This window comes from Clostridium sp., from assembly GCF_051278035.1.
In the GTDB taxonomy this organism is placed as follows: domain Bacteria; phylum Bacillota; class Clostridia; order Clostridiales; family Clostridiaceae; genus Clostridium_AD.
The window spans coordinates 1-9596 of record NZ_JBNMNU010000164.1 but is presented as its reverse complement, the minus strand read 5'-3'; the positions used below and the strand labels follow the sequence as shown (position 1 = coordinate 9596).

The window sequence follows — 9596 nt, the reverse complement described above, 5'->3', positions numbered from 1 at the left end:
GAATACTTAGGCCCAAATATTAAGTCCTTACATGTAGCTTTTTTAGGTAAAAGAGATATAGCCTCTACGGCTATTTTACCACCCCAAACTATTCGTGCATCAGCTTTTAAAGACATTTGAGAATTGTGATACACATCTTCGCTATTAAAATAAATAAAGGCAATATTTTTTAATATAACCTTAGAAGAATATGTATTTCCCCGATACTCAATTACAATATCATCCAAAAGTTTCAGTAATTTGTATACTATACTAACACTTCCCTTAGACACACGAAAAATATTTGCATTCTTACATAAGATACTCTGTAGTACAGAATAAATTCCAAGCGTAGGTACATTACTAGCCATCCAGTGGCAAACTATACCCTTTGGTTGTGCTTTAATGTATTTTCCATCCTCTACCTGTACAAAATCATTTAGGTATTCGATATTACCTAAGTTAAGCTTTAACTGTTTTTCCATATTAGCTTTCTTTAAATAAAAACTTAAAAAGGGAACCCCTTCTATTTTTAATAATTCTCTGTTTGATCTGATTTTTTTACTATACTCATCTATAATAAGTAATATAACTTCTATAGGAAATTCATAGAGTTCGGAAAGACTTTTATTTAAACAGGCATCTATTTTATCAAAGTCTTCAAATGACACTCCATTTTCAAAGAATTCACCATTTAGTCCATAACAATTTATCATCTTCCTACCTCCTTTTCTGCAAAGGTATCTCCGCATCCTCTAATTTCAGCCTTATCCACGCGAGATTTAAATCTAAAATACTTACCGCATCTACCACAAGGACAATCATCTACACCTATAAATTGACCAATATCCTCAGTTAGAATAGCTTGTGATGGATAACTAGAGCCTAATATACTCATAACCTCTATAAGCCCCGATTCACCAACCTTCACTTCTTCTAAAGTCTGTATATCCCTTATAATTATCTCTGCAAAATCTGGTACATGTTTATGTCCATACTCACAATCAACAAAAACTACCCCTACCTGTTCAACCATTCCATAAAAATCTATAACATTAGCTGAACTTGTGTTAAATATATTTGCTACGGTCTCTGAAAATTCTTTTTTTTCTACTTTTTGAGAAACAAGTTTTTTCCACCCACCACTATGTAACAACTTTAACTTAGGCATATGTATCTTTATACCCTCTTGTTTTAACACTTTCAGAAATTTAGACCACACTATATATGTAAATCCATAAACTAATATTTCCTCATCCTTATATTTTTTTTCAAACTCACGAAGCCTATCTATGTTTAATTTCAGTTCTCCATTTTTTTTGTCCATAACATAAGTAATTTTATTCCCAAAAGTACTTACCCCTCTTATAGCCGCGCCACGTGCAGTTATAATATCTCCTCTTTTATTGCTGTCTGAGGAATCTACAATAAGCATTGGTCTTCTACTTCCGCCCAAAAAACTTTTCAATGTACTTGTAAGCCCTTGTGTCTGCCTTATTGAAGTCTTTTTATCTAAATATATTTTACTAGGAATTCCTGTGGTTGTAGCACTAGAATTAAGAACTCTTACAACCTGTTCGACCGTGCATATTCTAAGGTCAAAATATTTAAACATGTTTACTGGTATATATGGAACTTGCTCTAATGTTTTAATATTATTAATGTCTATATCTAATTTATCATACATAGCATTTAGGTTTGGGTTCGTCCTATTGTGTTCTAGTTGACCTAATATGATGCTTAGAAGTAGCTTATCTTTCTTTTGCTGCTTTATATTAAATTGTTCCCCTAGTATTAGCTCATCTAATAATCCTAATTCCTCCATCTAATTTCCCCCTCTTGCCTTTATTTAATATCTTTAAGACTTTTTAATAACACCTTCCCTGAAGAATTTTTGGGAAGCGCCTTTAGGAATTCAATATACCTTGGAGCTTTATATGAGGGTAACTGCTTTTTACAAAATTCTGATATATATTTAAAATCTATAGAAGATTTATTTTCTATTAATACTACAAAGACCTTTACAGCTTCACCTAAAAGATCGTCGTATACTCCAATAACCGCACATTCTACCACCTGCGGAATTTGCGCTATTACGTCCTCTATTTCCTTTGGACTTATTCTATTTCCGCCACTTTTAATAATGTTTTTTTCTCTTGAAACTATATATATATACCCCTCACCATCTACTTTGGCTAAATCTCCTGTATATAAGTATCCACTTCTTATAACTTTCGTAGTTTCGCTATTATCGTTAAAATAGCCCTTCATTATATTTCCACCCCGAGCGGCAATCTCGCCTATTTCTCCAGGTCCGACTTTCTTTCCTTCGCTATTTAAAACTACCAATTCAGTTCCACTAATTCCTTTCCCTATGGAATTCATTTTTTTATTAATTAAATGCGGTGGCAAATAAGATAACCTTGATGTGGCCTCCGTTTGACCATACATTATGAAAATATCTACTCCTTTTAAAATATCTATAAGCTCTTTTATAAAAATATCTGATAACTTACCACCCGCTTGAGTTATATATCTCAGTGTAGGTAACTTAGTTTTTTTTATATCTGTCATTCTAAGTAGTATTTGGAAATTGCTAGGAACACCTGAAAATCCTGTGCAATTATACTTGTTTATATCCTCAATAACTGTTTGAGGAAACATAAATCTATTATTAATAACAATGCTCCCACCTACCCTAAAATGGGTATGCAAAATTGAAGTACCATAGCAATAGTAAAAAGGCAGTACCATTTCCACTCTATCATGCTTTGTAATACTAAGATAATCTATTATTGAATTTGTGTTAAACATAAGATTATGATGAGTAAGCATTACCCCCTTGGGTTTTCCTGTGGACCCAGAAGTAAAAAGTATTACAGCCACATCCTCTTTTATATCTATACTATGATTATCTTTACATGTGTCTATATCATTATATTCAAATGACTCTGTATAAATCTCAACATCATCAGAAACCAATTGCTTTATTTTAGAAGTGAATTTATTCTGACTAAATATTAATTTAATATTTAGAGAATCAACAATAAACTTTATTTGATTGCTATTTAAATCCGGATTTATAGGAACACAAATAGCACCGCTTTTAATTATTCCAAAATAATTTTCAATAAAAAAATTAGAATTTGCTGAAACCAAAAGCACAGCATCTTTTTTAGAAAGCCCCTTGTTCGTAATGAAGGAAGCTTTCTTATTTACATTTTCAAATATTTCCTTATAACTTATTTCATTTTCAAAAATCACAGCTGTTTTATCGTGTTTTGATGAAAATTGAAAAACATAATCAGTAAAGGTCATATCTTAACGCCATATTTTTCAAGCATTTTCTTAATACCACCTATAGTATACATCCTAGAAATATCAACCACCTCTAATGATATGTCAAAAATTTCTTCTAAAGTTGTTACAAGATCGACATGTCCTAAAGAATCCCAAGAATCTATATCATCTGGTCCTAAATCATCATTTATATCTTCCACCTTTTTAAAATCAAACACATCACATAATGCCTTGTTTAGTTTTTGTAAGTTGTTCATAATAATTCCTCCTAAATAGTTTAATTTGTTTTATTTATAGCAATATTCGTGCCAACTTTCCTCTTAAAGAGAATTTTTACGCTTCGCCAGATATAATTCTTTTCTCTTCTTCGTCAAAATCGAAATAATCATAAAGATAATTGTTGTCTTTGTAATCAACATCTATCATTGTTGGAATACATAATTTCATTAAATTATTCGGATAATATTCATAAGCATCTTCGCCTAATTTCTTTGCAAAGGTTTTAAAGTAAAATTCATATATTTTGCTATTTAATAAAAATAATAAAAATTCGTAAGTAAAAGGCACATTTTCTTTTAATATAAGTGCATATACATCTGCACTAAAGTAACTTCCATTGTCAAGTGCGAATCTATTGCTGCTGGCTTTAAAGGGGAAAACTATTTTTTCTCCTTCAAATATGCTTTGCTTTCTGCCCCATTGAAGTTCGTACCATTTCCTAATACCTCTGACGCATTCTCTTCTTTTTAATAGCTTTTCCTTTTGTTTTCCGATATAAGCAATGGCACTTGGATACTCTTTAGAGTTATTAATCAAATCCGAATATATTATATAACTATCTTTTCTTATAACTTCATTTCTCCCTATGTAACTACTCTTAATCCATGGTTTAATTATGTTTTTCTCTATATTTTCTCTTTTAGAAGTATCCTCTGTCAATACAAACGCTTTATCACAACCTGTTATAACTCCTTGATAACTATTACATATATTACTTAGATGAGTAAAGCTTCTTTGCTCTATTTTATTTATTATATTTCTATGTTTTTCATCCCTTAATATCCAGCCCTTGTTATTTAATTGGTTTTGATTTATGAAAAATCTATTAAACTTATTTCCCATTTTTAAAAATAAACTGTTGTAAAATTCTATGTTATTTTTACCTTTTACGTTTATTGGTTTGATAATTTCAATTTCATTTTGCTCCTTTTGATGATTTGTTACAAACATAATTACAGGGTCTATTCCGACATTTTTAAATGGTCTTATCCCGTAAAAATCAATAACTCTGTCTATGGTACATACTCCTTTTAAAACTTTGCGCAAATTTTCTCCGCTGGGTGACTCTAAAAAATATCTTGAAGTTATAAACGTAAGCTTTCCCATGTTTCCAAGATCTTCTAGTGCCTTTTTAAAAAAACAATAGGACAAATCACCTTTATCTCTATACACTTCTCTGTATCTGATTTTTAGATGCGATGCATATTCCTTATCTATAGCTTTTTTACCAACATACGGTGGATTGCCTATGAAAACGTCATATTTATGCATTTTCTCATATAATAAAAAATCATCATTAAAAATATTCCTACAAATAGCACCCCCACTTAAATCATATAAATCTATAATCAGTATTTTTATGGCTATCTCATCAATATCGAATCCATATATATTATGTTTTATTATATGTTCATCAATGCACTCAATATTAATATTCAAGCCATTTCTTTCATTTATTACAGATAAATTTTCCACATATAGATTTTTAAGAAATTTAAAACAAGGAATTAATATATTTCCTGTTCCACAAGAAGGGTCCACAATTTTCATGTACGGGTTGTCTATTATCTGCTGCGACTTTATGGTGTTTTCAATCATATATGAAGCTATAGGGTCTGGAGTGTACACTGTACCTTTTTCTTTATTATTTTTGATAAACTCATAATAAACTTCCCCAAAACACTTTTGCTGCGATGCTTTTATTTCATTTTTATAATTTTCTAAGGCGATTATTTTGAACATATCGTCTATTGGACTTAAAATAATATTATATAATTCACATATCTTTTGTTTAAACATATCTAACATTTATTATCTCCCACCTATTTAACTAAATCTTAAGCTTAAGCTACTTTCTTGTACTATAATCATAGGCTACATACAAACTATGCATAGCTCGAATGTAGCCTATATTTAAAAGTATATCATAAATTCTTAATATGTTGAACTATATAATACTATCATCTACAATTGATAATACTTCATCTCGCTTTTCTCTCCCACATTTAACTAATTGTTTACATTTAGAAGTGATTTCATCTTTATATGTTTCATCTTTAATACTAGAAAGATTTATTTTAACATTTAAAATAGCACTCTCAATGGATGCTTGAAGCATTAAAGCTGCCACTCCAGCATCAGATATAGCATTTTTGTTCCCGAGTTCGGCTGCTATTTTAACATGCATATATATTTTATATGATTCTTCTGCAACCTTCAAAGGAATTTCGAGTGCTGCTTTATATCCTTCTTGTATCTTTTGACTCCTTATTTTCTTTTCTTCATCGCTTTGTTTTGGAAGTTTAAATGCTGACATCAAAGTTAAAAAAACCTCCGCATCACTGTTCATTAAGTCCAAAAAATCTTCCTTATGATTAAGACATTGCTCTAAATTTTTGTCAACGATCATTTTATCTTCCTCACTGTATGCATTGTATGCCTTTTTATCTACAGTTAAATTAAATACCATTGCACATAGGGCACTAGATAATGATGATCCAAAAGCTGCAACACTTCCCCCTCCTGGTGCAGGTGAATTTGATCCCAGCTCACCAATAAATTCTCTAACAGTTTTTTGGTCTAACATTTTATAATCTCCTTTCTCAAAAGTTAGTTTTGCACAACAATTTTACCATTTTTTATAACTGTTTCTACAGCATTTGCTCCAAAATGATATATTAAATAATTTAAATTCTTGCTATTGAAAACAACAATATCTGCTTTCTTTCCTACTTCAATGCTTCCTATTTCCTTTTCACGGTTTAATGCACATGCTGCATTTATTGTCATTGCATTGATAATCTCCTCAGGGAACATTTTCATACCAAAACAAGCAAATGTCATAACCGTTTGTAATGATTCTGTGGGTGAAGTACCTGGGTTGCAGTCTGTAGCTAAAGTCACTGTTACGCCTTCATCTATCATTTTTCTAGCTCTTGCAAAATTGTTTAACATTAAATAAAAAGAGGTTGATGGCAGTAATACAGCCACCACATCATTTTCAGCTAATGCCTTTATTCCTACGTCTGACGCTGCAACTAAATGTTCTGCCGATGTAGCTTTTAGTTCACCTGCAAGTTCAGCACCCTTAACTGTTTTAACTTCATCTGCATGGATTTTTATATTCAATCCAAACTTTTTACCAGCCTTTAAAATGCGTCTACATTCTTCTACTGAAAACACACCTTCCTCACAAAAACAATCAATGAATTCTGCTAGTTTATTCTCACTTATGTATGGAATCATATTATCAATTATGTTTTCAATGTAACCTTCCCGGTCCATTTTGTATTCCTTTGGAAGTGCATGAGCTCCCATAAATGTGGATACTATATCTATAGCTTGAGTACTATTCAAAGTCTTATTTACACCAAGGATTTTAACCTCAGTTTGTAAATCAAGCCCATATCCTGATTTACTTTCCACAGTAGTAGTACCATGTCTCAGCATTACATCTAGTCTTTTTCTACTTTCTTCTATAAGTTGCTCTACTTTAATACTTCTAGTATTTTCTACGGTGCTAAGTATTCCCCCACCACTTTTTAATATTTCAATATAACCCACCTTATTAAGCTTTAGAGGTAATTCATTTTCTCTTGAGCCAGCATATACAACATGTGTGTGTGGATCTATAAGGCCTGGAGTAACAGTCCTACCAGTTCCATCAATAACTGTGGTATCACCATTTACATATTCTATATAACCATCGCCTTCTCCTACTTCTTTTATTCTGTCATCTTCAATAACTATATATCCATTTTCCTTTATTTTGGCATCCTTCATCTCTTCACGTTTCTTCCCATAACTTCCGTCGCAAGTAACTAGACAATCAATATTTTTTATTATAATAGACAATATATTTTCCTCCAATCCGTATAACCTCTTTTAAAAGATTATTCCCAAATTCTCTTTTCTAACACTTGCTTCATTGAAAAATCTTCTATTTGCAAATAATATTCTGCACATTGAATTAATGCTTCCATCGGTAAGAGTCCAATAACTTCACTTCCTACCACCGTCACGCCATAGCGTTTTGCTTCCATCTTGACCATTTCAAAAGCCCTATATACTGCTGTTTTTTCATAATTAACTAGATTCATAGACACTTGTGTTATATTTCTTTCCTCCAATTTCACTCCCATGGCTTTTACAAATTTTAAACCCCCGCCAATATTTCTAACAGTTTTAGCTATTTTAACAGCAATTTCAAGGTTATCCGTTCCTAAATTCACATTAAAAGCTACTAGTGGTACTCTGGCACCTATTGCAACGCAACCACCTTTAACGTTAACCTCAGATAAACCGTAATCTGGCGCCCATTTATCTTCTTTAATTTTTTCAAAGAATCCTTCGTATTGTCCTTTTCTTACTGTAGCTAAATTTTCTCTATAGGTAGCAGTAGCGGCTTTTTCATATAAATATACTGGTACATTGAATCTATCTGCAATTTCACTTCCTACCCTATTTGCGAGTGAAACACATTCCTCCATAGTAACTCCACTAATCGGAACAAAAGGCACTACATCCAAGGCTCCCATTCTAGGGTGTGCGCCGGTTTGAAGACTCATATCAATATTTGCATAAACTCTTGCTGCCATGTCTAATATAGCCTTTTCTACCTTCTCAGGTGTTCCAAGAAAAGTAACCACTGTTCTGTTATGATCACTGTCTGATGAGTAATCCAGTAATTTTATTCCCTCGGTTCCCCTAACTGCATCAATAATCTTTTCAATCACTTCGCTATTTCTTCCTTCACTAAAATTAGGAATACATTCCACTATTTTCGCCATTTTGTTTTCCTCCTAAAGTTTATTATAATTTCTTACAAAATCTAGTAATTTAAACTAGTACCTTTATCTTTTGTTCTACTCTTTTCAATATAGACCCATCCTGAATTAACTTAGTTACCTTATCCATTTCAACATACATAACTACATCTTTTTCAATAAAATCTACATTTTCTCGTACTACTTCATAAGCTTCTTTTGTACCTACTCCTAAAGCATATCCTTCTCTAAAGTCTATAGCTTGACAAGCTGCCATAATTTCAGTAGCTAAGACTCTTTGAATGTTTTCGATAATATCTCTACCTTTTCTAGCTGCTATAGTTCCCATACTTACATGATCTTCTTGATTTGCAGAAGATGGAATAGAATCAACTGAAGCTGGATGCGCTAAAATTTTATTTTCAGACACTAATGCAGCCGCTGCATATTGAGTTATCATAAACCCAGAATTTAGTCCACCTTCTTTTACTAAAAAAGCTGGTAAATCATTTAATTGGTAATTAATAAGTCTCTCAAGTCTTCTTTCTGAAATGCTACCCATTTCAGCCATTGCTATTCCTAAAAAGTCAAAGCTTAATGCCATAGGTTGCCCATGAAAATTACCCCCAGAAATAACATCTCCCTCTTCTGTAACTATTGGATTATCTGTAACTGAGTTGATTTCAATGTCCACCTTGCTTTTAATATACTCTAGTGCATCTTTACTTGCACCATGAACCTGAGGTATACATCTTAATGAATATGCATCTTGTACTCTTATTTCTCCTTGAGATGTTATAAATGTGCTTCCCTGTGTTAAATTCAATATATTCTTAGCAGTTTGAATTTGACCACTATGCGGTCTTATACTATGTGTTCTTGGATCAAATGCATCTTTTACACCTCTTAATGCTTCTAAACTCAATGCTGCAGCGATGTCACTTATTTTAAGTAGATTTATAGCATCATACACAGCTAATGCACCTACAGCAGTCATAACTTGCGTACCATTTATTAGAGCTAATCCTTCTTTAGCTGTAAGCTCTATAATTTTTATACCTGCCTTTTCCATAGCCTCTTTACCTGGTAGTATTTTTCCATTAAATTCTGCTTCTCCATTTCCAAGCATTGGAAGAACCATATGGGCTAGTGGCGCTAAATCACCTGATGCTCCAAGTGATCCCTTTTCAGGAATTATTGGATTCACTCCACTATTTATCATTTGGATTAATGTTTTAAGTGTACTTAGTCTTATTCCAGAATATCCTTTTG

At 32.0% G+C, this 9596-nt stretch carries 9 protein-coding genes; all 9 read right to left on the bottom strand.

Going from position 1 to position 9596, the window contains the following annotated elements; all coding sequences use genetic code 11:
• Positions 1–695, bottom strand: a 695-nt coding sequence (locus ACJAX4_RS19070) for an acyl-CoA reductase (protein WP_435791021.1), incomplete at its 3' end; no start/stop codon positions are given.
• Positions 692–1804: an acyl-protein synthetase gene (locus ACJAX4_RS19065; protein ID WP_435791020.1), complete on the bottom strand. Its 1113-nt coding sequence runs from the start codon at positions 1802–1804 to the stop codon at positions 692–694. The genes ACJAX4_RS19070 and ACJAX4_RS19065, both read right to left, overlap by 4 nt.
• A 20-nt stretch (positions 1805–1824) precedes the next feature.
• Complete coding sequence (locus tag ACJAX4_RS19060; protein ID WP_435791019.1) at positions 1825–3297, bottom strand: AMP-binding protein; 1473 nt, start codon at positions 3295–3297, stop codon at positions 1825–1827.
• The gene (locus tag ACJAX4_RS19055) at positions 3294–3536 is read right to left on the bottom strand and encodes an acyl carrier protein (RefSeq protein ID WP_435791018.1); all 243 of its coding nucleotides are present in this window, start codon (positions 3534–3536) and stop codon (positions 3294–3296) included. The genes ACJAX4_RS19060 and ACJAX4_RS19055 overlap by 4 nt, the downstream gene beginning before the upstream one ends.
• 76 nt (positions 3537–3612) lie before the next feature.
• Positions 3613–5367: an Eco57I restriction-modification methylase domain-containing protein gene (locus ACJAX4_RS19050; protein WP_435791017.1), complete on the bottom strand. Its 1755-nt coding sequence runs from the start codon at positions 5365–5367 to the stop codon at positions 3613–3615.
• A 139-nt stretch (positions 5368–5506) separates the two neighbouring features.
• A complete protein-coding gene (locus ACJAX4_RS19045; RefSeq protein ID WP_435791016.1) occupies positions 5507–6145 on the bottom strand; it encodes a cyclodeaminase/cyclohydrolase family protein in 639 nt (212 codons plus the stop codon).
• 23 nt (positions 6146–6168) lie between these two features.
• On the bottom strand, positions 6169–7407 hold the full coding sequence (gene hutI, locus ACJAX4_RS19040) for an imidazolonepropionase (protein WP_435791022.1): 1239 nt from the start codon (positions 7405–7407) through the stop codon (positions 6169–6171).
• Between the two features lie 44 nt (positions 7408–7451).
• Positions 7452–8348, bottom strand: coding sequence for a glutamate formimidoyltransferase (ftcD, locus tag ACJAX4_RS19035; RefSeq protein WP_435791015.1), 897 nt, complete (start codon positions 8346–8348; stop codon positions 7452–7454).
• Between the two features lie 49 nt (positions 8349–8397).
• Positions 8398–9596 (bottom strand): histidine ammonia-lyase (gene hutH, locus ACJAX4_RS19030; RefSeq protein WP_435791014.1); only part of this gene is annotated, 1199 nt, incomplete at its 5' end.

Coding starts and splice junctions, on each gene's coding strand:
- ACJAX4_RS19065 (WP_435791020.1), bottom strand. CDS start 1,804: ATGGAGGAATTAGGATTATTAGATGAGCTAATACTAGGGGAACAATTT.
- ACJAX4_RS19060 (WP_435791019.1), bottom strand. CDS start 3,297: ATGACCTTTACTGATTATGTTTTTCAATTTTCATCAAAACACGATAAA.
- ACJAX4_RS19055 (WP_435791018.1), bottom strand. CDS start 3,536: ATGAACAACTTACAAAAACTAAACAAGGCATTATGTGATGTGTTTGAT.
- ACJAX4_RS19050 (WP_435791017.1), bottom strand. CDS start 5,367: ATGTTAGATATGTTTAAACAAAAGATATGTGAATTATATAATATTATT.
- ACJAX4_RS19045 (WP_435791016.1), bottom strand. CDS start 6,145: ATGTTAGACCAAAAAACTGTTAGAGAATTTATTGGTGAGCTGGGATCA.
- ftcD (WP_435791015.1), bottom strand. CDS start 8,348: ATGGCGAAAATAGTGGAATGTATTCCTAATTTTAGTGAAGGAAGAAAT.